This is a genomic window from Sedimentitalea todarodis, assembly GCF_032595355.1.
GTDB lineage: Bacteria > Pseudomonadota > Alphaproteobacteria > Rhodobacterales > Rhodobacteraceae > Sedimentitalea > Sedimentitalea todarodis.
Genome location: NZ_JASMWN010000014.1, coordinates 66907 through 90328, shown reverse-complemented (window position 1 = coordinate 90328; position 23422 = coordinate 66907). Strand labels below are relative to the sequence as shown.

27 protein-coding genes, 2 pseudogenes and 1 riboswitch are annotated in these 23422 nt (G+C 59.1%); of the genes and pseudogenes, 15 read left to right on the top strand and 14 right to left on the bottom strand.

Features of this window, described 5'->3' with window-relative positions; translation table 11 throughout:
• Positions 1-71: 71 nt before the first annotated feature.
• A riboswitch (cobalamin riboswitch) is annotated at positions 72-261 on the bottom strand.
• A gap of 112 nt (positions 262-373) precedes the next feature.
• The 3 genes from QO231_RS16620 to QO231_RS16610 form a co-directional block, all read right to left on the bottom strand.
• Positions 374-781: a helix-turn-helix domain-containing protein gene (locus QO231_RS16620; RefSeq protein WP_316778876.1), complete on the bottom strand. Its 408-nt coding sequence runs from the start codon at positions 779-781 to the stop codon at positions 374-376.
• Between the two features lie 85 nt (positions 782-866).
• Entirely contained in the window at positions 867-2195 is a 1329-nt protein-coding gene (locus QO231_RS16615; RefSeq protein ID WP_316778873.1) for a hypothetical protein, read from the bottom strand.
• Positions 2196-2581: 386 nt separating this feature from the next.
• Positions 2582-2782 (bottom strand): hypothetical protein, encoded by a 201-nt coding sequence (locus tag QO231_RS16610; protein ID WP_316778870.1) that lies wholly within the window; start codon positions 2780-2782, stop codon positions 2582-2584.
• A 60-nt stretch (positions 2783-2842) separates the two neighbouring features.
• Between QO231_RS16610 and QO231_RS16605 the strand changes: the two genes are divergently transcribed.
• The 6 genes and pseudogenes from QO231_RS16605 to QO231_RS16580 all read left to right on the top strand — a co-directional run bounded on the left by QO231_RS16605 (position 2843) and on the right by QO231_RS16580 (position 9165).
• On the top strand, positions 2843-2971 hold the full coding sequence (locus QO231_RS16605) for a hypothetical protein (RefSeq protein ID WP_316778867.1): 129 nt from the start codon (positions 2843-2845) through the stop codon (positions 2969-2971).
• Positions 2972-3255: 284 nt separating this feature from the next.
• The gene (locus tag QO231_RS16600) at positions 3256-5763 is read left to right on the top strand and encodes a heavy metal translocating P-type ATPase (protein ID WP_316778864.1); all 2508 of its coding nucleotides are present in this window, start codon (positions 3256-3258) and stop codon (positions 5761-5763) included.
• Between the two features lie 19 nt (positions 5764-5782).
• Positions 5783-6202 carry a Cu(I)-responsive transcriptional regulator gene (gene cueR / locus QO231_RS16595; RefSeq protein WP_316778862.1) on the top strand — a complete coding sequence of 140 codons (420 nt, stop codon included), beginning with the start codon at positions 5783-5785 and terminating at the stop codon, positions 6200-6202.
• 110 nt (positions 6203-6312) lie between these two features.
• Positions 6313-7182: a DUF305 domain-containing protein gene (locus QO231_RS16590; RefSeq protein WP_316778859.1), complete on the top strand. Its 870-nt coding sequence runs from the start codon at positions 6313-6315 to the stop codon at positions 7180-7182.
• A gap of 22 nt (positions 7183-7204) precedes the next feature.
• Positions 7205-7969, top strand: a pseudogene (locus QO231_RS16585) (MauE/DoxX family redox-associated membrane protein).
• Positions 7970-8055: 86 nt separating this feature from the next.
• The gene (locus QO231_RS16580; protein ID WP_316778858.1) at positions 8056-9165 is read left to right on the top strand and encodes a permease; all 1110 of its coding nucleotides are present in this window, start codon (positions 8056-8058) and stop codon (positions 9163-9165) included.
• Here QO231_RS16580 and QO231_RS16575 read toward each other — a convergent pair.
• The 11 genes from QO231_RS16575 to QO231_RS16525 all read right to left on the bottom strand — a co-directional run bounded on the left by QO231_RS16575 (position 9162) and on the right by QO231_RS16525 (position 16287).
• Positions 9162-9896 carry a cytochrome c biogenesis CcdA family protein gene (locus QO231_RS16575; RefSeq protein WP_316778855.1) on the bottom strand — a complete coding sequence of 245 codons (735 nt, stop codon included), beginning with the start codon at positions 9894-9896 and terminating at the stop codon, positions 9162-9164. The genes QO231_RS16580 and QO231_RS16575 overlap by 4 nt on opposite strands.
• Positions 9893-10384, bottom strand: a complete 492-nt coding sequence (locus QO231_RS16570) for a hypothetical protein (protein WP_316778852.1) — start codon at positions 10382-10384, stop codon at positions 9893-9895. Before QO231_RS16570 ends, QO231_RS16575 begins: the two co-directional genes overlap by 4 nt.
• Positions 10381-11085 carry an SCO family protein gene (locus tag QO231_RS16565; RefSeq protein ID WP_316778850.1) on the bottom strand — a complete coding sequence of 235 codons (705 nt, stop codon included), beginning with the start codon at positions 11083-11085 and terminating at the stop codon, positions 10381-10383. Before QO231_RS16565 ends, QO231_RS16570 begins: the two co-directional genes overlap by 4 nt.
• Positions 11085-11375, bottom strand: coding sequence for a hypothetical protein (locus QO231_RS16560; protein WP_316778849.1), 291 nt, complete (start codon positions 11373-11375; stop codon positions 11085-11087). Before QO231_RS16560 ends, QO231_RS16565 begins: the two co-directional genes overlap by 1 nt.
• Positions 11376-11457: 82 nt before the next feature.
• Positions 11458-11970, bottom strand: a complete 513-nt coding sequence (locus QO231_RS16555) for a TlpA family protein disulfide reductase (RefSeq protein ID WP_316778847.1) — start codon at positions 11968-11970, stop codon at positions 11458-11460.
• On the bottom strand, positions 11967-12563 hold the full coding sequence (locus QO231_RS16550) for a DsbE family thiol:disulfide interchange protein (RefSeq protein ID WP_316778844.1): 597 nt from the start codon (positions 12561-12563) through the stop codon (positions 11967-11969). Before QO231_RS16550 ends, QO231_RS16555 begins: the two co-directional genes overlap by 4 nt.
• Complete coding sequence (locus QO231_RS16545; RefSeq protein ID WP_316778840.1) at positions 12560-12985, bottom strand: c-type cytochrome; 426 nt, start codon at positions 12983-12985, stop codon at positions 12560-12562. The genes QO231_RS16550 and QO231_RS16545 overlap by 4 nt, the downstream gene beginning before the upstream one ends.
• Positions 12986-13133: 148 nt before the next feature.
• Complete coding sequence (locus QO231_RS16540) at positions 13134-13277, bottom strand: hypothetical protein (protein WP_316778838.1); 144 nt, start codon at positions 13275-13277, stop codon at positions 13134-13136.
• Between the two features lie 57 nt (positions 13278-13334).
• Complete coding sequence (locus QO231_RS16535) at positions 13335-13790, bottom strand: DUF411 domain-containing protein (RefSeq protein WP_316778835.1); 456 nt, start codon at positions 13788-13790, stop codon at positions 13335-13337.
• Between the two features lie 40 nt (positions 13791-13830).
• Positions 13831-15270 (bottom strand): multicopper oxidase family protein, encoded by a 1440-nt coding sequence (locus tag QO231_RS16530; RefSeq protein ID WP_316778832.1) that lies wholly within the window; start codon positions 15268-15270, stop codon positions 13831-13833.
• A gap of 633 nt (positions 15271-15903) precedes the next feature.
• The gene (locus QO231_RS16525; protein WP_316778830.1) at positions 15904-16287 is read right to left on the bottom strand and encodes a hypothetical protein; all 384 of its coding nucleotides are present in this window, start codon (positions 16285-16287) and stop codon (positions 15904-15906) included.
• A gap of 42 nt (positions 16288-16329) precedes the next feature.
• On the opposite strand from QO231_RS16525, the pseudogene QO231_RS16520 reads away from it, so the two are divergent.
• From QO231_RS16520 to QO231_RS16480, 9 genes and pseudogenes are all read left to right on the top strand, one after another.
• A pseudogene (locus QO231_RS16520) lies at positions 16330-17038 on the top strand (IS6 family transposase).
• A gap of 69 nt (positions 17039-17107) precedes the next feature.
• Positions 17108-18199, top strand: coding sequence for an IS630 family transposase (locus QO231_RS16515; protein WP_316778827.1), 1092 nt, complete (start codon positions 17108-17110; stop codon positions 18197-18199).
• Positions 18200-18443: 244 nt separating this feature from the next.
• Entirely contained in the window at positions 18444-18860 is a 417-nt protein-coding gene (locus QO231_RS16510; protein WP_316778824.1) for a hypothetical protein, read from the top strand.
• A gap of 84 nt (positions 18861-18944) precedes the next feature.
• Positions 18945-19169: a hypothetical protein gene (locus QO231_RS16505; RefSeq protein ID WP_316778822.1), complete on the top strand. Its 225-nt coding sequence runs from the start codon at positions 18945-18947 to the stop codon at positions 19167-19169.
• An 8-nt stretch (positions 19170-19177) separates the two neighbouring features.
• Positions 19178-20629, top strand: a complete 1452-nt coding sequence (locus QO231_RS16500) for a TolC family protein (protein ID WP_394356614.1) — start codon at positions 19178-19180, stop codon at positions 20627-20629.
• Positions 20630-20642: 13 nt separating this feature from the next.
• Positions 20643-22001, top strand: a complete 1359-nt coding sequence (locus tag QO231_RS16495) for a multicopper oxidase family protein (RefSeq protein WP_316778816.1) — start codon at positions 20643-20645, stop codon at positions 21999-22001.
• A 52-nt stretch (positions 22002-22053) separates the two neighbouring features.
• Positions 22054-22539, top strand: coding sequence for a cupredoxin domain-containing protein (locus tag QO231_RS16490; RefSeq protein ID WP_316778813.1), 486 nt, complete (start codon positions 22054-22056; stop codon positions 22537-22539).
• Between the two features lie 14 nt (positions 22540-22553).
• Positions 22554-22835 carry a copper-binding protein gene (locus tag QO231_RS16485; protein ID WP_316778809.1) on the top strand — a complete coding sequence of 94 codons (282 nt, stop codon included), beginning with the start codon at positions 22554-22556 and terminating at the stop codon, positions 22833-22835.
• 69 nt (positions 22836-22904) lie between these two features.
• On the top strand, positions 22905-23309 hold the full coding sequence (locus QO231_RS16480; protein ID WP_316778805.1) for a c-type cytochrome: 405 nt from the start codon (positions 22905-22907) through the stop codon (positions 23307-23309).
• The last annotated feature ends 113 nt before the right edge of the window (positions 23310-23422 follow it).

The following is a 23422-nucleotide window of genomic DNA, read 5'->3' as shown; positions in this document are numbered from 1 at the left end:
ACAAAACGCGAAACAGTGTGCGATCATACGGGACGCGACAGGTTTCCCGCCCCGGCACACCCCGTCCGATCGTGGTTTCACTCGCGTCGGCAGGTCTCCTGACTGGCGGGTCGCGACACCTCTCGCCTTCCCGGAACTCACCCAGTGGCATATCGAGAGGCGCTCGCCGCCTACAGTTGCGGGGGCAGTTCCGTTTCCCGGCCAAGGCCGGAACGGATTCCCTTTTCATTCCCGGAGGAAACCGACGGAACAAGCAATTGCAGGATCTACGGCCAGCGGCAAGCACAGAATGAGCAGGCCCTTCGCCAATCGCAAATTGCCGACAAAGCTGCCGTTCGGAGATTCCGCAGCATTCGGTAGAGTGGGCGCGCAGTCAAATTTCGCGGCACGGTGCCTCAACCCCACTCCCGCCGGAATGTGAAGAATCCAGACCAAACTCTGCAGCGATGTAGGTCCTGATCTCAGCTGTCGATCGGCAGAAGCGAGCCTGCAGCCAGTCGCATAGCACGGTTTCCTGATCAGAGGTCATGCGAGACTTGCCGCCCTTCCAGCCATCAAGGGCAAGCGCTTCCCAGCCACCGTCCCGATAAGACTTGTACCAACTGCGAATGGTGTCGTCGTCCAAGTACAGAAATTTCGCGATCTGCACGCAATTCTCGCCATCGTCGAGCAGCAGGATCGCATTCGCCCTCCGCGCGACGCCATGGTCCTCGCGCTGAATGCGCACGCAGCACTCAAGTTTGAGGCGTTCCGCTGGGGAAAGAAAGTTGTTCCGGATCATTGGCTTACCCGAATCGTTCCAAGCCTCAACGTCAAGTCGCCAAATTCGGCAAGTCAAAGACTCCGAGTATAACTGAGCAATTTCTTCAGCTTCCCGGACAACCCAGCGAGAGCCCGTTTGCGGAAATGGATAGCTTCAGGAACTCGGCCTGATAGCTATTGAGGTCCTCGCCCGTCGGTGCCTTCAGCAACAAGTTGTTGCGGTCCGTCGCATTGTTGGGATCGTGCCGCGGTTCTCCGGGCCGCAGCGGCTCTTTCGATATGTCTCTGTCAGGATGAAGAAGTCCCAGGCCATGACCGATCTCGTGGGCGATGGTATCGCCACCCCCCTCAACAATGCCCACAGGGGTCATGCGCTTGTCCCGGCGGTGCGTCTCCAGTGGACCGCCCACGCCGAGTACCTTGCCGTTTTGATCGTCAGGTTTCTGGGGCGAACGCTGAACGTCGGAGGCATAGAATATGTGAACACAGCGCCGCTTGAAGTCGAGGGTCGCATCGTACTGAAAACCATCGAACAACCATTGGAACGGCCGGATCTTCTTGGGTTCTGTATCGTCCTTGCTGTAGATGACTCCGGTGTTGGTGAAGAGCGTGTCGGCAAGGTTTGGGTCGCCCTGCGACGAATTCATTTCAGTCGGATCGAGCACGCGCACACCGCATAGACAAAATTGAAACCCCGACGGCGCGAAGATCGTGTTGGCGTGATGGATGTCTTCCACCACCTTGTCGACCGAGGCAGGGGCCGGGCGCAGTGAAATGCCCATGCCGGTCGCTCCGGCAGCTAGCGCAGAAGCGCCTACTTCCCGTCCACCGACCTGCCGACCCTTCAAAATCCAGACGTAGAGACAATAGCAGGGCGGAATGACTTCGACCCAATAGGTATGATGCCCGTAAGGGCCCGGCGCATCGCCCGGCGTCGTGGGTGGTCGGTGCATCCAACCGGATCGCAGTTCGTGGAGACTGACCTTCGCATCCGAAAGGCTCCGGTGTTGACCTTCAGCAAGAGGCGGAAGCCCGCCTCGCCGTTTGGCCGCCGGTTCATCACGGGCCTCCATCGCTGACATCGTCGAAAGGCCAGAAAAGAGCTGCGATAGGCCAGACAAGACTTCCGTTAATGGTGCCGGGTGGGCTGGGATCGAAGGACGAGCAATCGGAGGAGTGATTTCTTCGGGTAATGGCAATGGCTGCGGCGCCTGCGTGACCAATGGGTTCCCAAAGTTCAACAGGCCCATTTCGTCAAGCTCTTGCAGCCTTGCTGGGTCGACCTCGACAACCTCAAGCAGGTCGTCGCCCGACCAGAGGGGACGCTGGGACCTCCGATCGAGAAGGGGGGCCAAAACATCCTCGGACACATTAAGGAGAATGGCGATTTCTTCTGGCGGTAGATAGTTGATGTCGCGGTTCAGGCCGACCATATTTTGTCCTTCCAAAGGGCCCGACCAGTCGAAACCAATGTGAGTTCCCTTCCGATTGCGGGCGCCAAAATCAATTCATTCGTGTGCTCTTACTCATCCAAATTTGGGGAGCCGTGATGACGGCTCACCGGACGAACATGGAAAGCCAATTAGAGTTGGCTGGGGCATTCACTTCAGGGTCCGGCGCTTGCAGAGAATACTACAAAAACCGATCTTTTCAAAGAACTACCAAGTTCCTCCCGCTAGGCAATCAGCTCAGCCAAACACCGAGACTGTAGAATTCTGCGTTAAGCACGCAGTTTTCTCGATAGTATTTGTAGCGGTTGAAATTTGACGATTCTGCATTCGATCGCGAACACAATGCTGTTGGTTTTAAAGTCTCCAGGCTACACGATCCGGTGGCAGGCCTGCTCCGGCAGGCCGACCCGCCGGGGGGCCGTGTAAATCTGGCTGGCCGTTGCAACTGCAATTTGATTGGTTGCTGTTGCCAGATTAAACAATTTAGCCTGAAGACAATAATCGCGGATTTTCACAGAACGGTTCGGATAGACTTGCGCGCCCAATGTGATGAGGTACTTCTCAACCATTGGGGAGCAGCCGCTCCGTAACCTGCAACGGACGATGGGATTGAACGCATGGAACATCGCATGACGCAGACAGCGAACTATGCCGCTTTCGCCATTTCGACTGCGCTCATATCCGTATCGGCCCTGGCGGCGGATCGTATTGCAGGGCGCGTGGAGGTCGGCGGCGGGCGATTTCCGGGGCGGGGGTAACCCTTCGGCTGGCGGGATCAGACGCCCCCAGGAAGCTTGCAGAGGCGACGACGAAGGACGATGGCGGCTACGACAGCCAAGATGGCCCTTTGGATGGAAGCGGTACAATGGCCGCAACTCATGTTCGGTACGCTTAATCTGATCATCGCAATCTCCTTTGACGACATGCATGTAGGGCGTTCCGGCGCAGGAAGGTCGATGGCCAGAATTTTATTTTACATGCCTATTGACCTTCCAGTAACTGGAGACCCTATCTGTCGGAGGATCAGATCAAGGAGATTCTCATGTCGGATCCGCGCCCCCTTCGACTTTCCCTGCAAAACATGTCCTGTGCTTCCTGCGTGGGGCGCGTGGAACGTAGCCTCACGGCTCTGCCGGGGGTCAGCGATGTCCGTGTCAATCTCGCCAACGAGACCGCTCAGGCGCAGATCGACGCACCGGAGCGCATCACCGAAATCGCGACAGCCCTTCAGGAGATCGGCTATCCGGCCCGGACCCGGAGCGTACGTCTGAACATCGCATCCATGTCCTGTGCCTCGTGCGTCGGTCGGGTGGAAAAGGCACTGGCCGTGCTGCCGGGCGTGCTGGACGTGAACGTCAACTTAGCATCGGAAACCGCAACGGTCACCTATCTGGAAAGCGCGGTCGCGGTTGTCGACCTCATCAAGGCTGCCAGCGACGCAGGTTACTCTGCCACGCAGGCTGCAGACAATTCATCGGAAGACGCAGGAGCCCGCAAAAGCGAAGAAGCGCGGGATCTGGCGCGCCGGACTGTCGTGGCAGCGACCCTCGCCCTGCCCGTGTTCCTGCTCGAGATGGGCGCACATCTGATCCCTGGCATGCACGGTCTGATCGGTGACACCATCGGCCATCGGGCCAGCTGGATGATCCAGTTCGCACTGACCACGGCGGTCCTGTTTGGGCCGGGACGTACTTTTTACACACGCGGTTTCCCGGCACTGTTGAAAGGCGCGCCGGACATGAACAGCCTTGTCGCGGTTGGCACATCGGCGGCCTACATCTATTCGCTCGTGGCACTTTTCGCCACGACGCTGCTGCCCGCGGGATCGCGCGCGGTCTATTTCGAGGCGGCGGCCGTCATCGTCGTGCTGATCCTTCTGGGCCGCTGGCTGGAGGCCCGCGCGAAGGGCCGGACCGGGGCAGCGATACAGAAGCTGCTGGGCCTTCAGGCAAAGACAGCCCGTGTGCTGGTTGACGGGGAGTCGCAGGATGTGGCCATCGACCGCATCGTCGCGGGCGACATTCTGATCGTGCGCCCCGGCGAGCGGATTGCAGTGGATGGCGAGCTGACCGAAGGCAGTGCCCGTGTGGACGAGAGCATGATCACCGGCGAACCGGTGCCGGTCGCCAAATCCGTGGGCGATCCCGTCACCGGCGGCACCGTCAACGGCAGCGGTGCCTTCCAGTTCCGCGCGACGCGTGTGGGTGCCGACACGACGCTGGCCCAGATCATCCGGATGGTCGAAGAGGCACAGGGCGCCAAGCTGCCGATTCAGGGTCTGGTGGACCGGATCACGCTCTGGTTCGTGCCCGTAGTCATGGCATTGGCGCTGTTGACGGTGATTGTCTGGCTGTTGGTCGGTCCTTCGCCCGCGCTGTCCTTTGCCTTGGTGGCCGGGGTATCCGTGCTGATCATCGCCTGCCCCTGCGCGATGGGTCTTGCCACGCCGACGTCGATCATGGTCGGCACGGGACGTGCCGCCGAGATGGGCGTGCTCTTTCGCAAGGGCGACGCGTTGCAACAGCTATCCAGCGTGGATGTGGTGGCGCTGGACAAGACCGGAACGGTTACTCAGGGCCGCCCGGAACTGACCGATCTCGTTCTTGCGGACGGCTTTGACCGCGCCGAGGTGCTGGCATTGGTCGCCGCTGTCGAGGCGCAATCGGAACACCCCATCGCCGAGGCAATCCTGCGCGCGGCAAAGGTCGAGGGGGTCGCGCGGCATGACGTCATGGATTTCGCATCCATCACCGGCCACGGCGTGCGGGCAAAAGTGGCGGGCCGCGAGGTGCTTGTCGGAGCCGACCGCCTGATGACCCGCGAGGGGCTGGAGATCGGCGATCTGGCCGACGAGGAGCGCCGCCTGGCCGAACAGGGCCGCACCGCACTCTTCGCGGCGATCGACGGTCGTGTCGCCGCCGTCATCGCCGTGGCCGATCCGGTGAAGCCGTCGAGTGCCGCTGCAATCCGCGCCTTGCACGCACAGGGACTGAAGGTTGCCATGATCACCGGTGACAAGCGCGAAACGGCAGAGGCTATCGCCCGCGAAACCGGCATCGACCATGTGATCGCCGGCGTTCTGCCCGACGGCAAGGTGGCGGCGCTGGACGATCTGCGCGGCGCGGGCCAGCGCATCGCGTTCGTTGGCGACGGGATCAACGACGCACCCGCGCTTGCCCATTCGGACGTGGGTATCGCCATCGGCACCGGTACGGACGTGGCCATCGAATCTGCGGACGTGGTGCTGATGTCCGGCGATCTGCGCGGCGTCGTGAACGCCCTGGAGGTGTCGCGAAGCACCATGCGCAACATCCGCCAGAACCTGTTCTGGGCATTCGGATACAACGTCGCCCTGATCCCGGTTGCGGCGGGCGTGCTTTATCCGGTGTCAGGGCTGTTGCTCTCACCTGTTCTGGCCGCGGGTGCGATGGCACTCAGCTCTGTCTTCGTGCTGACGAATGCGCTGCGGCTGCGCCGCGTGCGCCCGGCGATGGACGAGACAGTGCGTCCCGTCTCCGAAGCCTCGGCATCCCCAATTTCAGCTGAATGAACTTTAGGAGGAAACGATCATGAACATCGGAGATGTGGCCGACCTTTCCGGCCTTCCCGCCAAAACGATCCGCTACTACGAAGACATCGGTCTCGTCGAACCACTGCGCAGTTCAAATGGCTATCGCAGCTTCCGGCAGAGCGACGTGCACAAGCTGGCCTTTCTCGGCCGCGCCCGCGCCCTTGGATTCACCATCGAGGATTGCCGGAGCCTGCTGAAGCTTTATGCCGACACCGACCGCGCCAGCGCCGAGGTAAAGCAGATCGCAGAAGAGCACCTTGACCGGATTGACAGCAAGATCGCGGAACTGACCGAAATGCGTGCCACTCTGTCGCATCTTGTGGATGCTTGCGCGGGTGATCACCGCCCCGATTGCCCGATCCTGGCCGATCTGGCCACGGAACCTAATGCGGGCAGTATCAGCAAGGCGTCCGGGTAGCTCCGTCGTTCGCAAAAGTCGGACCTTTTTCTCAAAAGCGACGGAACATTCCAGCGCTGGAATGTTGTTCCTTCAATAGGACATCAACTTTTCGAGACTGGAGGTCGCCAATGACATACCTACGCTTTTTCGCAATGATCGCCACATCCACGGTGGTGATGTTCATCCTGATGTATCTCAACACCTATCTCTGGAGCCATATGTTCTGGTCCGAAACCCGCGCCTATATGGCCGTGCTGATGGGTGCCACAATGGCGATCATCATGCTGGGTTTCATGCTGTCGATGTATTCCAGAAAGGCGATCAATGCCGCCATCTTTCTTGGCGCCGCCGTGGTCTTTATCGGATCCCTCTGGCTGGTCCGGAGCCAGGTGACCGTTGGCGACACAAGCTACATGAGGGCGATGATCCCGCACCATTCAATCGCGATCATGACGTCGGGCCGCGCCAATATTTCTGACCCGCGGGTGCGCAAACTGGCCGACGAGATCATCTTTGCCCAGGACAAGGAAATCGCCGAGATGCGGTATCTGGCGAATGACATCGACGCGAATGGTGACGCGGCTGATGAGGGTCCTGATGGTCCAGCCCGCATCGTCGATCTGAACGAGGCACTCTCATCCGCCGAAATTGCCATCCTCGATCTGGAATTCCTGACCGGCGATGAGATCGCGCAGCTTTTCCCGGATGGGGCCACCTGCACCTACAAGTATACCACGACCAGCAAACCTGTGCTTGCCGCAGGACAGATCGACGGCGCCCCGGCGGCGCTGGCCAAGATCAGCGGCGATCTGGTGCGTCTTGGTTCAACCGACGAAACCGGCACCCTGAGCGCTGAAGGGATGTCCGTGGCCCTCAGTGCGCCGGATGGGGCTGCGGCGCTGGTAAACAGCGGTGAAATGCAGAACGCCAACCTCGTTCTCGAACTCGATGCCGGCCTGCGGGCAGGCTATCGCGGCTTTTATGGCTGCGACGCCTGAACCCTGAAACGGAGGATATGACATGCCAAAAGACACACCCCCGACAGCCAGGCTTTATCGGATGGCAATGCCCGACCACCTCTGTCCCTATGGACTCAAATCCAAGGACCTGCTGGAGCGCGAGGGTTTCGAGGTCGAGGATCATCCTTTGACCACGCGTGAGGAAACCGACGCGTTCATGGAAAAACACGGCGTCGAAACCACCCCGCAAACTTGGATCGGCGACGATCGGATCGGCGGATATGACAACCTTCGAGTCCATTTCGGCATCGATGCGCCCGAAGACGAACGCTCGGACACGTCCTACCAGCCGGTGATCGCGATCTTTGCCGTCGCGTTCCTGATGTCGTTCGGTTTGTCATGGTACAGCTTCGAGACCTTTTTCACCCTGCGCGGGCTGGAATGGTTCATTTCCATCTCGATGTGCTTTCTGGCCGTACAAAAACTTCAGGATGTCGAAAGCTTTTCGACCATGTTCCTGAACTAAGACCTGCTGGCGCGTCGGTGGGTGCGATATGGCAAGATCTATCCGTTCGGAGAGGCGTTCGCAGGCATACTCATGGTCGCCGGGGCGCTGACCTGGCTTTCGGCACCGGTGGCCCTGTTCATCGGCACCGTTGGCGCAGTGTCGGTTTTCAAGGCGGTCTATATCGACAAGCGTGAATTGAAATGCGCCTGCGTCGGTGGTGACAGCAATGTGCCGCTTGGCTTTGTCTCACTCACAGAGAACCTGATGATGATTGTCATGGGGATCTGGATGCCGATCAGGCTCTATCTGATCGGCTGAAAGGCGGGTGCCTTTTTCGCACCCCTCAGACTTGTTTTCCCGACAGGTTTGCAGATCAGACAGCACAGAAAAAGGGGTTTAGTTGAATGGACCAAATTCTCGAAGCATTCACGACCGGGGCGGGCATGCTCTGGAAGGCGCTCTGGGCGCTGATCTTCGGCTATATCATCTCCGCAGGCATCCAGATCTTCGTGACACGGGATCAGATGGCGAGCGTTTTGGGTGATCGTGGTGCCAGGAAGGCAGGCATTGCCGGGTTCTTTGGTTTCGTGTCGTCGTCCTGTTCCTTCGCGGCTCTTGCCGCGTCGCGTTCGATCCTCGTGAAAGGTGCGCATCCGGTCAATTCCATCGCCTTCCTGATTTCATCAACAAATCTGGTGATCGAGCTTGGAATCGTCCTTCTGGTCCTGCTGGGTTGGAAATTCATGGTGGCGAATTTCATGCTTGGCATCCTGATGACGATCTACGCCTATGCCCTTACCCTGATATGGTTTCCAAGGTCATTTATCGAAAGCGCGAAAGAGCATGCGGAGAAGGCCCAGTCCGACGAAGGTATGAACACGGACCAGACCATGAAGGGATCGTTCCGCGACAAACTGCTGTCCCGCGAAGGATGGGACCGGATCGCCCGCGCTTTCTTCATGGAATGGAAGATGGTCTGGAAGGAGATCCTCTTCGGCTTCACGGTCGCGGGTTTCATTTCCGTCTTTGTGCCGCAAAGCTTCTGGAACGTGATCTTCCTGGTTGGAGATGGCGGTGCGCAGGACGCGCCGGGCTTCCTGATCGTTCTTGAAAACGCGCTGGTGGCTCCCGTCGTGGCCTTCTTCACCTTCATCGGGTCGATGGGCAATGTCCCTCTGGCCGCGATGCTCTGGTCGCGTGATGCGTCGTTCGGAGGCGTGATCGCCTTTCTCGGAGCCGATCTTGTTGCTGCCACGGTGATCTGGGTGCACGCAAAGTATTATGGCTGGCAGTATGCGCTCTATCTTTCAGGCTTGCTGTACCTGTGCATGGTCGCTGCGGGAATTACGGTGCATTACCTGTTCGCTCTCGTCGGGATGATCCCGACCGAGCGGCCTTCGCTTCAGGAGATGGTCCGGTTCAGCATCGACTACACGTTCTTCCTGAACCTGATATTTTTCGTCATCGGGGCAATACTGATCTGGCTTCACCTCAGAAATGCCAAGGAGAATTAACCGATTGAGGCCAGGAATGGGAAGGTTCCCAAGAGCCAGTAGGCAAACCGGGACAATTGGCCGGTCATGATGGCAACGCCCATGATGATCATGACGACGCCTGCGCCCTTGTAGAGCCAGCGACCGGCCTTGCCGATCTGTCTGACCCGTGCGGCAATGGCGTCAGTGAACAGCGCGGCCAGCAGAAACGGCACGCCCAACCCCGCGGAATAGATCGACAGCAGCCAGATGCCGTCCGACATACCGCCGGAGGTCGAACTGAGTGTCAGGATCGCGCCAAGGATCGGCCCGATGCAGGGCGTCCATCCAAAGGCGAAGGCCAAGCCCAGGACGTAAGCTCCAAGCGGGCGACCCCCCGGAATGTCGAGTGTGAAGCGGGTGTCACGCGAGAACGCTTCCAGACGGAAGGCACCCAGCATGACCAGTCCGAACAGGATGATGATCGCCCCGCCCAGATAGTTGAGCTCAGTGCGCCAGGTCAGAAGCAGCGACCCGAGCGCGCTGGCCCCGGCCCCCAACGCGACAAAGACCGTGGAAAATCCAAAAACGAAGCAGGCGCTCAGCCCAAGTGCCCCGGCGCGTGCCCGCAGGCCGACCGATCGCGTCATGCGCAAATCCGGCTGGCCCGCAATATAGGAGACATAGCCCGGCACCAGCGGCAGGACGCAGGGCGACAGGAACGAAATGGCTCCCGCCAGAAACGACGCGACGATGCCGGAAATATCCATCATGCGTTACCATGTCCGCTGAAGGGCCGTGATGCCCACCAGAAGGCAATCAGCGGGATTACGATCCATTGCAGTACCGGCGACAACCCTGCATCGAGAATCGGAATGATCGGCATCATGTCCGAATAGGCCCATGCCGCGCGGATCACGATGTTGAGCCATTCACTGAACAGCGTGTATCCCAAACCGAACAATACTGTCAGGACGATCACCGAGCGTCGTGTCGGAGCCACGAAGGGCCAGCCATGGCCGGTCAGCATCAAGGCAAGCATCAGCGCGCTCATGGCAATAAGAATGTCGCCACCGGTGCAATGAACCGCGGCGAAGACGATCTCATCCCAGGTGCCCTCGTCCCAGATCGTGTAGAGCGGCATGTGGGCGAACTCCCAGATCAGATTGGCCGGAATGATCACCGAAAAATATCGACGGAGTGCTGTCAGGGAAATTCTATCCGTCGCGGATTGCATGACGCCAATCGCGATATCACTCATTGAAAAGCCCCTGTCAGGCGGTCCCACCAACCGCGTTCCCGGCGTCGGTGCTGGGCATTGTTGATCAACTCGCTGACATAGAGGATCAGGTTCACGTTCTTGAATTCCATGCCATGGAACTTTGCGGCGAACCGCCCCCCGATATCCACGACATGGGTGACCGCACCGTGCATCATCATGTCGCTGTCGGCGGTCATCGTGAACTCCAGCCCATAGTCCCGCGCCAGAAGGCGCGTTGCGTCGTCAGCTTGATCAGGCCGTTTGGTCAGCATGACCCAGTTGGTCGGATCGAATCCATGCCGGTCCCCATATTCGCGCAGGACGTCGGGCGTGTCATTCACGGGATCGGTCGTGATCGAGATGAATTGCACCAGATCCCTCATCGGCCCGTCGTTGACCGAAGCCTGGACCGCCGCGAACTTTTCCGCATGGAGCGGGCAGATATCCGGGCAGTTGGCGTAGATGAAATGCAGGATGACGACCTTGTCGCTGAAATCCGCCAAGCGCACAGGATTGCCCTCCGCATCCTGCAACTCGAAATCCGGGGCCTGTGCTGCGTCGAGGGCCTGGAAATATGGCTCCATCTCGAACATCCGCGCATCCAGATTTTCACCCGGATGATCGGCGGAGGCCGGAAAGGAGATCGTGGCCGCGAATGTCGCCAAGGCGGCGCGCCGGGTCAGACAGACAATCAACTGCATCACCTTTCGAATTGATCGGGCTTGCCACTACCCGCACCGTTGCATTTCCCGCCGGACCCACCCTTCATGCACAGACCAAGCCCGCACATCGCGGCACAGGGTGCCAGCGAGACCAGAACAGGCGCGAGACCGATCGCGGTGAGCCATCCCCAGTTCAGGGCCATGCCGCCGCCCATCACGGTTGCCGCACCGACGAACAGCAATCGTCTGCGCGTCAACCACCGGAGCCGGTCGCTGGCGCTTTTGAAGCCTGCCGTGCCCGCATCGTTGGAAGATGATATGTCGGTCATCCGGAAAATCCTTTTGAAGTTTGAGTACTGGTCATTTTGAGAACTGGACGGTCAAGGGCGGGCGGCGCTCTTTCAGGGACGCTTATTCGATAAACTCTCGCAAGAAAGACACCATATCGGGCTCGTCCCATTCGGCAGGGCCGACCAGCCGTCCCAGTTCCTGCCCCTGCGCGTCGATCAGGATCGTTGTCGGCAGACCGACGGTGCGCAGCGCGGTCATCGACAGCATGGTCTTGTCGACATACATCCTGAGATTGGTGACACCGATCTCGTCGTAGAACCGCCGCACGACGGGCGACCCGGCCCTGTCGATGGACAGGGCGACAACCTCGAAGCGGTCGCTGCCAAGTTTCGCCTGAAGCGCATCCAGCGTCGGCATTTCCTCACGGCATGGCACGCACCAGGTTGCCCAAACATTCACGAGGATCACCTTGCCGCGAAAATCCTCCATGTCCCCACGGCTGCCGTCTTCGGTCTCGTAGCGCACATTGATCACCGGCTGCGGCGTGTCGTGCAGTGCGAAGCCTTGCGGCCCGGCAAACGCCGCGCCGACGGACAATGCCCAGACGAGCAGCGCCGTTTTGAGATATTTCATGGCGTTGGCTCCTTGAAAGATTGGTTTTTCAGATCCCGGACGATCGGCAACAGGGTTTCGCGCAAGATTGCCCGAGTGATCGGTCCGACATGGCGGTAGGCGATGGTGCCGTCGGACGTGATGACATAGGTTTCCGGCACGCCGTAAACGCCCCATTCGATGCCAACACGTCCGTCGATGTCGGCCCCGATGCGCGCGTAGGGATCGCCCAATTCGTCGAGCCAGGCGCGCGCCTGCTCGGGTGGGTCCTTGTAGTTGATCCCGTAGAGCGGCACCTCACCGGTGGCGCTCAGTTCCATGAACAGCGGGTGTTCGGCCCGACAGGGCACACACCACGAGGCAAAGACGTTCACCAGCGAGACATGGCCGATCAGGTCCTGCGTCGAAAGACCTTCCCCGCGACCGAGAACCGGGGGAAGCACAAATTCCGGCACAGATTTGCCGAGAAGCGCCGATGGCAGGTCGTCAGCACCCCTGAAAAGCCCCCAGCCGAACAGGACCATGAGGGCCAAAGCCAGCACGGGCACCAGCACAAAGCCCAGATTTCTCCGGCGGGGCGCGGGAACAACCTTGTTGTCGCGAATGCTAGTCATGGCTGTGCTTGCTGGTCCTCGTGGGTCCGCTCACTCTGAAAGGCACGCTCTTTGTCGGGCCAGCTGCTCTTGATGTAGTCGATTATCGACGTGATCTCGTCGTCTGTCAGCACGCCCTCATACCCGGGCATGTCGCTTTCATAACCGGTCCCGACAATCGCCGCCGGTCCGCGTTTCACGATGTCGAACAAAACGCGGTCCGGATGATGCCATGTATGACCAGAGGCGTCATGCGGCGGGGCAGGCACCCTGCCGTTCGGCAATCGGGTGCGCCAATCAGGCTGCCTCTCCAGGTTTGCACCGTGGCAACTGGCGCAATTCTCCTGATAAAGGCGTTCGCCCGCGAGCAAGTCACCCTGCGCCGAAACGGGTAAGACCGTTGCCGCCAGCAAGAGTGCGGCGAGCCTAATGGTGTTTTTCATGTCGCTTGTGTCTTCTTCTGGCTATCCAAATACAACGAGAGTGCGACTATCGATGCCACGACAAGCAGGACGCACGCCCCCAGACCAATCCCATCGACAACACGCCGTCGCCGTTGCTGTCGCCCTCATTCCGCATCTTGGCGCATTTCTATTTTCCGCTGTCCGAGCGGATGTATTTGACCAAGGCGATTGCCGCGAGCACCAGCACCGCCACGATGAGTAACCAAACCAGTCCCATCGCGATCATCATGCCGCCACCCATCATTCCACCATCCATCATCATGCACTTCATCCATTGTTTTCCCTTGAAACCGGTCAGGCACGGGATCGCACCAGACCGCGCAATTGATCATTCGACCGCATAGACGGTCGGGTTCACACCTTCTTCGACGGTGTAAATCTTGAACGGTTCCTGCTTCGCGCCCCCCATACCCGGCGATCCCAACGGCATGCCGGGAAGTGTCAGACCGGCAATGTCCGGGCGCTCATCAAGCAACTTCTTGACGACATCAATTGGCACATGACCGCTGACGACGTAGTCACCCAGAAAGGTCGTATGGCAGCCTTGGAAATCCTCCGGGATACCTGCATCACGGCTGATCTGAGCCAGATCATGGGTCGGCTTTACCTCGACCGTGAAGCCATTTTCGCGCAGGTAGTCCGCATAGCTCTCGCAGCATCCGCATTGCGGGTTCTTGTAGAGTGTGGCCTCTTGTGCTGCGACAGGCGCGGCATTCAAGCTCAGGGCGAACACGGCGGCGGCACCTGCGGTGCCAAGACTGCCAAGTCCAATTAACTTCTTCATCGGTTCTTTCCTTTCGTGGTGGTCGATACGTGGGATTGTTTCAGGTTTTGGTCGTGCCGGAATCGACACGTATGACGCCCATCATGCCGGCCGCCTGATGTTCCAGGATGTGACAATGGAACATCCAGTCTCCCGGATTGTCCGCCACGAAGGCGATCTCGACCCGTTCCTCGGGTGCCATCAGGACGGTGTCCTGCCATTCGCGATGCCGTGTCGGTTGCCCGTTCCGCGCGATCACACGGAACGAATGTCCATGAAGATGCATCGGGTGATGCCACGCGGTGCGATTGTCCATCTCGAGCACATGCGACGTGCCCTGCGGCAGGACCAGCAAGGGGTCCATCATATGCCCCGTTGCTGCTTCGCCGTTGATAAACCACATGTTGCCTTCGCGCATCTGCTCCAGCATCGACCCCATGCCGCCGCCCATCATCATCTGCCCCATCATGCCGCCATTGAAGACAATCCGATGCCGCTTGGCCGCTTGCATATCGGGTTCGGCCAGCGGGTTGGGTGGCAGCGCCATCGACCAGTCCGGGACCGCGTCCCGTAACCGATCCGGCTCGTAGGCGAGATCGACCAGACGGTATTCCAGATCCCTGTAGAAGACATCGGTCACGGTCACGCTCTCTCCGGGCTTGCCGGTCATATCAATCACCAGATCGACACGCATGGCCGGGCCGACCAGCACGACGTCACCGTCTGGTGCATGAGGTGCCACGGGTTGACCGTCCAGAGCGACCACGACCGGCGCAAGCCCCCCGAAATCCAGCCCGAATATCCGGGCATTGGCTGCGTTGACCAACCTCAGGCGGATGCGTTCCCCGGATCGCACGGCGATGCGTTCCGGTATCTGGCCGTTGATGGTCACGGAATTGCCGATACGCCCGCCGTGCGCGGCGTCGTGTCGACTTCCGAAATCTGTCGCAATCTGTCCGTCGCCGGTCATCCGCCAGTCATCGAGCATCCAGGTCAGATCGCGATCTACGCGGATCGGGTTTGCTTCCTCGACGATCAGCGGCCCGTAAAGCCCGCGCCCGACCTGTTCCGAACTGCGCTGGTGCGGGTGGTACCAGAACGTGCCAGCATCCGGCGCATCGAATTCGTAGAGAAGATCGCCACCGACAGGGATGGGATCCTGCGTCAGGAACGGCACTCCGTCCATCGCATTGGGTGTGCGAATGCCATGCCAGTGGACCGTAGTCCCTTCATCCAGCCCGTTCCGGGCCAGAACCCGAATGCGGTCGCCCTGGCGTACCCGGATCTCGGGGCCGGGGACGGACCCGTTGTAGCCCCAGACGTTGGTCGGGCCGTAGGGTGCCGGACGCAGGGCGGCCTGCCCGGCCGCCGCGCGCAGCACGAAAGGATCCTCTGTCGGACCTGCCATCGCTACTCGTGCCGGTGACAGGGCGGACATGGCCGTGAAAGCGGCACCGGTGCGCAGCACCTGCCGTCGTGAAATCAGTCTGTTGAGGGTCATTGCATGTGCCTTGATCTGAAAGGGTCGCGCTCAGCCAGCTTCGGCAAAGGCAACGGTCAGGCCTCGCTGCTGGCGAGGCCGATATCGTGTTCAGACAGGCTGCTTGGGAGGAAATGGATCAAGCGAGGGAATCGCGCCATTCGGGATCACAGGTCCCGCGACCGGGATGACAACACCAAAGGCCATCTCAAGCGGCATCGCTGACGTACGAGCTACGATACCGGCCGTACATCCCGCGCCACAAGGGACTGTACACCCCCCATCGCAGGATATCCCGTCAGCAAATCCGATCGGATCGCATGCGCCGCAATGGTCGTCCGCACTTTCGGCGCCCCCAATCTGAGCCATTGCTGCCTCAGCCGCATTCACTGCCGATACATCCGGCGCAACCACGGCACCGAAGCTCAATGCAAGAATCAAAATGAGGCGGAAAACGCGGATCATGCAATTCTTATGCAAGCTTCCAGTAGGGGGAGGTCAAGAAGTATCCTGTAACATAGGCGTGACATTGCCACGCGGGTACTCACTGATTGGCCAACGGATGCCCGAAGTTGGTTTCAGGGGAAAATTCGAGGCGAGATTTACATACTCTTCCAAGGTCTGCTTCGGAGCTAGGCAGCCACCCGCACCCTCTTATGCGGATGGCTTCCCTTGTGTCAACTTGCGTCTTTGAATTCGGTAGTATTCGCCGCGCACCTGGATCGTCACGGTCGCGGGCTGGCTGTCCCGATTTCGCCAGAAACAGCCCTGTTCGCCTTCGTCGCCCGTCGAACCGCGGCTCTTTTCATAGGTCACCGAATTGCCGCCGTCGTGACGGTCTATGGCGAAATTCACCCGACCTCCATCGACCAGCATTCGGTATTCCACTGTCTGGCCCTCTTCCATGACCAGCTTCCACTCGGCACTGTCGCCGGGTGCAAGCGTAAAGGTGGATTCGTCACGCCAGACTTCGGCCTCCTGCGCGTAGGCAGCACCGACAAAAAGTCCGAAGATATCGTCGATAAGGCTCGATGGCATTGTCGGGTTGTTGAGGGCCGGATTGCCGTGTAGCGGCTGGGTATGTTGAATTTGTGTGATCTGTCCCGGCTCAAGGGTTTTCGGTTCCCACGTTCCGTCATTGTCTACGCAGCCTGGGCCTTTCGTCGTCTTGCCCTCAGTCTGCGTGATGTTGAGGATTTCCTGGCATCTCGCGGCATCACGGTTTCCTACGAAACGATCCGGGACTGGGTGTCTCGCTTCGCCGTTCAGTTTGCCGCGAAAGTCTGCCGGGACCGACCGCGCCCTGCCGGCAAATGGCATCCTGGAGAAGTGGTGGTGCCGATCAACGGGCGCAAAAACTGGCTCTGGCGCGCGGTCGATGCCAATGGCGACGTTCTGGATATTCTGGTTCAGTCCCACCGAAACAAGGCGGCCGCGACTCCTTTTTCAGGAAATTGTTCAATATCTGGGGTCAACCAAGGGTAACGGTCACCGACAATCTGCGCTCCTACGGTGCGGCAAAAGTAAAACTGGTCCCGGGGATCGGGCATCGCCAGCACAAGGGGCTGAACAATCGCGTCGAGGCCTCACACAGACATAGGCGGCGGCGAGAGAAGATAATGGGCCGGTTCAAGTCGCCTGGTCAGGCACAACTGTTCTTGTCCGTTCACAATCAAACCCCTCCGTGTTTCGCCCCAAACGCCACCAACTTTCAGCCAGATCTTATCGCCACGCACGCGCCGATGCCTTCGATCTTTGGGTCGAGTATGCACACGAGTTGGCGGCTTGAAATCAACACCTAGTGTTCGCCACCTGACACAAGATTCCCATCGTCGGCTTGATGTGCCACATCCCGGGCATGAGACGCGATGACATCTGCCTTTACCTTGGCCCCGCCGACCGTGCTGAGCTTCAAGCTCTGATCAGCAACCGCAACACCGTGCGCAAGCTTGTTTGGAGGGCCGAGATCGTGCTGGCGACGGCGGATGGTCATGGCACCTTCGAGATCATGCGGCGCGCGAGGACCTCGAAACCCACGGTCTGGCGCTGGCAGCAGCGGTATCTCGAGGAAGGCGTCGCCGGTCTCAAGCGCGACAAGACACGACCGTCACGTGTGCCGCCGCTGTCCATGGAAACGCGGCTGAAGGTCATCGCCAAGACGGTGCAGGAGACGCCGCCCAACGCCACGCACTGGAGCCGTGCTCTGATGGCCGAAGCAATCAACATCTCGCCGTCCAGCGTGGGTCGCATCTGGGCGGAAGCTGGTCTCAAGCCGCATATCACGAAGGGTTTCAAGGTCTCGAACGATCCGAAGTTCGAGGAAAAGGTCACCGATATCGTGGGCCTCTACCTCGACCCGCCGGACCGGGCGGTCGTCCTTTGCGTGGATGAGAAATCGCAAATTCAGGCGCTCGACCGGACGCAACCGGGATTGCCGCTGAAAAAGGGCCGCGCCGCAACCATGACCCATGATTACAAACGGCACGGAACGACCACGCTGTTCGCGGCACTGGATGTGAAGTCGGGCATGGTCATCGGTGAATGCCTGCCTCGCCACCGCGCCAAGGAGTTCCTGAAATTCCTGCGCAATATCGACAAGGCCGTGCCAGCACGGCGCGATGTCCATCTGGTGCTCGACAACTACGCCACCCACAAGACGCCTGACGTGCAGGCTTGGCTGGACAAGCACCCGCGATTCAAGCTGCACTTCACGCCCACCAGCGCGTCATGGCTGAACCTCGTGGAGCGATTCTTCGCCGAGATCACGTCGAGGCGCATCCGACGTGGCAGCTATTCCAGCGTCAATGACCTTGAGGCCTCGATCTACGACTATCTGGCGCAGCACAATGAAAAGCCGAAGCCCTTCAGGTGGACCAAAACCGCCGAAGACATCCTCAACCGGGAACGTCGCGCCCTGAACGCCCTCGATGAACTCCGCGGGAATAGGTAGGATGTGTCAGACTCGGAACACTAGCTTCGTTCTTACGCGCCGCCGAAAACAACCTGACAATGCTGCTGTAGGTGCTATTCCATTCTGGAATGGGCGAATCCCGAGGTCAATCCACGTCTTCCAATTGGCCCCTGCGTCCATCACAAACACGCTCACGACCGGTCAGATGAGTATGAAAAATCTCACGGAGTGAGTGGCGCTTGTTGCGGTGCTGGCACGAACGCGGGCCCCGCAAAAATAGGGCTTGACTGACCGTATTTGGACGGGCACAAAACAATGTGTGCGTAAACCTGTGTCCATAACTCAACTTTTGCAGCTCACCTTGATGGTGGTGAGCCTTTGTGCACTGATTCTTTCCACGACTTCTGCAGTGCATGCCGAGATGGGGCATCATGAAGGCACGTTTGCCGCTGAAGCGGCGGATGGGCATGCGATAGTGGAACATGACACAACCAAGTTGGCTGATTGTACCTCATCGGAACAGGACAAAACCTCCACTGATGGCGGATTGAATTGTTGTTCGGTCATGTGTTCGGCGGTGTTTCTGGTTGAAACTGTTGTCAACACGGCTTCTGATCAGCAGGGCGACCATTTCGGACTGCCGCTGCAGGCGCTCACCTCGCACGAAACGCATGGACTTTTGCGGCCCCCAAGAATCTGAGACATAGGGCCTTCTGGCCCTGATGCTGAACCAGGTCGACGCTTGCGCGTTGATTATTCTTCTATAGTTCTCAGGTAAATACCCATGAAAATTCCAGCGTTGCTCGGGGCTTCGGCCCTGGCGCTTGCTGCGTGCTCGTCCGAGCCGACACCGCTGCCGGACAGTACTGCGCAACTGGCAACCACGTTGCCCTCTTCTTCTTCGTCAGCCGTCGGGTATCAAAACCCGTTTGCCGGCTATCAGGGCTATGGCCCAACAGAGCCAGCCCCGTGGCGGGCTGTGAATGACGCACAGTCGGAGGCGAACTGATGGCGATGATGAGATGGCCGGTCTTGCTGGCCACACCGCTTTTGCTGTCGGCATGTGCGCCGCAGGTGCCAACGAAATACACCGATGCCAAGGCCGGGTTTCTGGATGTGTCCACCCAGACGAGTGGTGCAATCGGCAAGCGAACGGCCTTTGCACAGACCCGGGCCGAGAATGACGCGCTGACCAGAGAGGTGCGCGGCATGGTGCAAGGCAAGACCATCTCGGCGGATACGGCTGTGCAGGCGGCGTTATTGAACAACAAAGGGTTGCAAGCCTCTTACGCGAATGTCGGATTGTCTGCGGCCGAGGTCTGGCAACAGTCAACGCCGCAGAACCCTGTTATCTCGCTGGGTCTGTTTGGCGTCGGAGCCCCTGAACTGGGGTTGTATCAGACGCTTGAGACGATGATCGCCTTCAACCTGCTGGATGTGAAGACGCGTAAACAGCGGATCGCGGTCGCCGACGCCCAGTTTCAACAGGCGCAGTTGAATGCCGTCAATGACACCTTGTCGCTGGCCAATCAGACCCGGCAGGCGTGGATCAACGCCGTGGCGGCTTTCGAAACCCTGAGCTATTTGCGCAAGGCTGGTGAGGCCGCAGGGGCTGGGGCGGAACTGGCCGAACAACTGGGCAAGACCGGAGCGCTGAACAAGGCGGGGCAAGCGCGCGAGTTTGCGTTCAATGCGGAACTCGCCGGACAGGTCGCCAAGGCACGACTGGACGCCACATTGGCGAAAGAAGAGTTGACCCGTCTGATGGGGCTTTGGGGAAGCGATGTTGACTATTTTGTCCCCGATGCGCTGCCAAGCCTACCGAAATCTCTGGGGCATGTTTCCTCAATCGAAGCAGCGGCCTTGTCCAACCGCGTTGACCTGAAGGTCGCCAAGACCGGATTGGAAGCACAGGCGCGGGCGTTTGGATTGACGGATCAGACCCGGTTGGTGACCGATTTGGAACTGATCGCCGGTTTTGAATCCGAGCGCGAGCGTGAGGATGGGAATACCGACACCAGCACCCGGCCACAGATCGAACTGGAGTTCGCAATTCCGATCTTCGACACTGGTCAGGCGCGGATGCGCAAGGCCGAACTTGCATATATGCAGGCCGCGAACTCACTGGCCGAAAAGGCTGTGAACGTGCGTTCCGAGGCCCGTAGCGCCGAGGTTTCCTATCATTCGTCCTATAAAATCGCTCGCCATTATCGCGATGTGGTCGTGCCGCTGCGCACGACCATAGAGGAAGAGGGACTACTGAGCTATAACGGCATGATCACCAATACCTTCGAGTTGCTGACGGATGTCCGCGAAAAACTGGCCAGTTCGCTGGAAGCGGCAAATTCCAAGCGTGAATTTTGGGTGGCTAAGGCCAACCTGACGGCTGCGATCTATGGCGGCGGTAATGGTGCTGTAGGCGACGGCGGCGGCATGACAATCGCCGCTGGTGGCGGTGCAGGACATTGAAAGGGCTGATACAATGATGAACAGACGTCAAATATTGGGGGCCGGGGCCGCAGGAGCTGCACTGGTCTCGTCAAAGGCCTGGGGCCAGACCACCAACATGGGGTTGCCCGAAGCGGCCTTTATGGACACAGCGGCAACCCAATCACCTACGCGTCCGACGACGGGGCCGGATTACACTCCGGTCGTCACGCTGAACGGCTGGACCTTACCGCATCGGATGAATAACGGGGTCAAGGAATTCCACCTGGTTGCCGAACCGGTCGAGCGCGAACTGGCCGATGGGATGATTGCGCATCTCTGGGGCTATAACGGGCAATCGACAGGCCCCACCATCGAAGCGGTGGAAGGTGATCGAGTACGGATTTTTGTCACCAACAGGCTTCCGGAACACACCACTGTCCATTGGCACGGCATGATCCTGCCTTCCGGGATGGACGGGGTCGGCGGGCTCAGCCATCCGGGCATCCCACCCGGCAAGACCTATGTCTACGAATTCGACCTGATCAAATCGGGCACCTTCATGTACCACCCGCATGCCGATGAGATGGTGCAGATGGCAATGGGGATGATGGGCATGTTCGTTGTCCACCCCAAAGATCCGGCCTTCATGCCGGTAGATCGGGATTTCCTGATCATGCTCAACGCTTTTGACATTGATCCGGGCACCTATGTGCCGCGCATCATGGAAATGACCGACTTCAACTTGTGGACCTGGAACAGCAGGATCTTTCCGGACATCGACCCTTTGGTGGTCAACAAGGGCGACCGGGTGCGGGTGCGGGTCGGCAACCTGACAATGACCAACCATCCGATCCACATGCATGGCTATGATTTCAAGGTGACCTGCACCGATGGCGGCTGGGTGCCACCCGAGGCGCAATGGCCCGAGGTGTCGATCGACATCCCGGTAGGGGCGATGCGCGCCTATGAATTCGACGCCGAACATCTGGGCGACTGGGCGATCCACTGTCACAAGTCGCATCATACGATGAACGCGATGGGCCATGACGTGCCGACCTTCATCGGTGTCGACAAGCGCAAGCTGACCAAACAGATCCGCGAGTTGCAGCCCGAATACATGCCGATGGGTACCGCGGGGATGGCCGACATGGGTGTGATGGAGATGCCATTGCCCGACAACACGGTGCCGATGATGACCGGTTGGGGCCCCTACGGCCCGATCGAAATGGGCGGCATGTTCTCGGTCGTGAAGGTTCGCGATGGCATCGGTGCCGACGATTATTCGGACCCCGGCTGGTACGAAAACCCGCCCGGAACGCAGGCCTATGAATGGACCGGTGAACTTCCCGATTTCGCGCAGGTTCACGACGCCAAAACCCGGATTACTCCCAAAACCACTTCAAGGGGCTGACGGGCCCCTTGATCCCTCACTTTGTCGAAACCCAAACATACAGGACATGATCATGAAGAAACGACTTCTCACAACCGCCATCACGCTGGCGCTGGCCGCGCCCGCATTTGCCGGTGGCACCCATGGTGGCGGACATGGAGATGAAATGGATATCGGCCGCCCAGGCGATGACCATCACGCAACCCGCACGGTTGAAATCTCGATGCTGGAAACCGATGACGGTGAAATGCTGTTCGAGCCCAGAAACCTGGAATTTGTACCGGGCGAGACGGTCAAGCTGATCATCACCAACAATGGCGAACTCGAGCATGAGTTTGTAATGGATACCTATGAGGAAAATGAAGAACACAAGGCGATGATGGCGAAGTTCGACATGGAACATGACGACCCCAACTCCGCCCGTCTGGAACCGGGTCAAACCGCCGAAATCGTTTGGACCTTTTCCAATGAAGGCCGGTTCCAGTTCGCCTGCTTGATCCCGGGACACTACGAATCCGGAATGCACGGCGCACTCGATGTTGGCAAACGGGGCTCTTGAGGATTGGATCAGATATGAAACTTTTGAAAATCAGCGCTGCAGCTGCAGTAATTCTGGCGTCCTCGCTGTCGATGGCGATGGCCGGAACCTTCACCAAGGGCACTGTCAAGAAAGTCGATGAAAAAGCTGGGAAGGTTACCATTATTCACGAAGAACTCATCGATCTGGAAATGCCCGCAATGACCATGGTGTTTCGTGCCGACGAGGAAATGATCTCGAAGATGTCTGAAGGTCAAGACATTGAGTTCGTTGCCGATCGGGTGAATGGCAAACTGACCGTCGTCGAGTTGAAATAGCTCTTGAAACCCGCGCGGGCTTTGATGGTCTCAAGGCCCGTGCGCCACGATCCGAAAACGGAAACGACCATGAACAGATACATTGCCGTGTTCGCCGCACTCGCAATTGCCGCAGGCATTGTGATCTGGATGCGTCCTCGGCCACCGCAACCAACTGCCGTCACAACGGAATTAAAGATCCCGCCCCTGACGGAAGCGGAAACCCTGGGTAAACTTGTGTATGATGCAAAATGTGCCACTTGCCACGGCCAAAACGGCGCAGGGGCGGACGGTGCGGGTCCGCCGCTTGTTCATAAAATCTATGAGCCCGGCCATCACGGCGACTATGCGTTTCAGATGGCCGTCTCAAACGGTGTGCAAAGCCACCATTGGTCGTTCGGCGACATGCCTCCCGTTGAGGGTCTGACACAGGCCGACGTCAAGAACATTGTCAGCTATGTCAGGGCATTGCAGCGCGCCAACGGCATTCAGTAGTATGTGTGCTGTTGGACTGGACCGAAGGGAGCTCATCTGGAAGTTTACCGATGTCACCAATTTCAAATTTGCTTGCCTGATTCCAAGCCACCGTGAAGCCGGAAAGTTGGGCA